This is a genomic window from Mycobacterium sp. E1715, from assembly GCF_001667625.1.
In the GTDB taxonomy this organism is placed as follows: domain Bacteria; phylum Actinomycetota; class Actinomycetes; order Mycobacteriales; family Mycobacteriaceae; genus Mycobacterium.
This window is the reverse complement of record NZ_LZJJ01000282.1, coordinates 1-1,197: the sequence shown is the minus strand read 5'-3', so window position 1 is coordinate 1,197 and position 1,197 is coordinate 1. Positions and strand designations below refer to the sequence as shown.

General features: G+C 71.6%; 1 protein-coding gene. It reads left to right on the top strand.

From position 1 onward, the window contains the following. Window positions 1-1,197: SDR family oxidoreductase (locus A9X03_RS14340; RefSeq protein WP_156746562.1), on the top strand; the 1,197-nt coding region annotated here is incomplete at both ends.

Sequence of the window (1,197 nt, the reverse complement as noted above, 5' to 3'; positions counted from 1 at the left end):
CACCAGCGGCACCCCCTGGCACCACACCCGCCACTGGATCGACATCGCGTCCGCCGCCCCACCGGCGTTGCGGCCCAACAGTCCCCGCGCTGCGACGGACACCCGCTCTGCGCGAAGGGGCAACGGCACCCCGATCGATGACTGGTCCTATGGGGTTGCCTGGCCCGTGCGACCGCTCCCCGATGCTCCGCCACCCGGCGGCGGTCGATGGCTGGTCGTGGGCGACACCGAGCTGACCGGCGAACTGGACCGCGTCGCCGGGTCCCAAATCGGCATCGAGGGCCTGGAGTCCGGCGCCCTCGCCGACGAAGAGGCACTGCACGGGGCGCTCAACGGTGTCGACCGCGTGCTCTACGCGCCGCCCGCCTCCGGAACGTCGGTCGCGGTCGCCTATCAGCTGTTCCACCACACCCGCCGGCTCACCGCGGCCATGGCGGCCGCCGCCACGCCAGCGAAGCTGTTCATCGTCACCCGCAACGGCCAACCGACCACCGAGGGCGACCGCGCCAACCCCGCACACGGGGCGCTGTGGGGCCTGGGACGCACCCTCGCACTCGAACACCCCGAAATCTGGGGCGGCATCATCGATCTGGACGGCTCGGTGCCCGCACAGGTGCTGACGCGCCTGGTGCTCGACGAGACCACCGGGGCGGACGGAGAGGACCAGGTCGTCTACCGCAACGGCGTGCGGCACGTGCCCCGGCTGCACGCTCATACGCTGCCCACCGAACCGGTGACGCTGGACACCGCCGCCAGCCAACTGGTCATCGGCGCCACCGGAAACATCGGCCCACACCTGATCCGTGAACTCGCCCGGATGGGCGCCGGGACCATCGTCGCGGTGTCGCGCAACCCCGGCCAGCGGTTGCGCGAGCTCGCCGACGGCCTCGCCGCGGCGGGAACCACCCTCGTCACAGTCGCCGCCGACGCCACCGACGAAACCGCGATGAGAGAACTGTTCGACCGGTTCGGCGCCGACCTGCCACCGCTGGAGGGCGTCTACCTGGCGGCATTCGCCGGCCAGCCGGTCCTGCTCAGCGAGATGACCAACGACGACGTCACGGCGATGTTCGCGCCCAAGCTCGACGCCGCGGCGCTGCTGCACCGCCTGACGCTGGAGACACCGGTGCGCCACTTCGTGGTGTTCTCCTCCATCTCCGGCCTCACCGGTTCGCGGTGGCTGGCCCACTACACCGC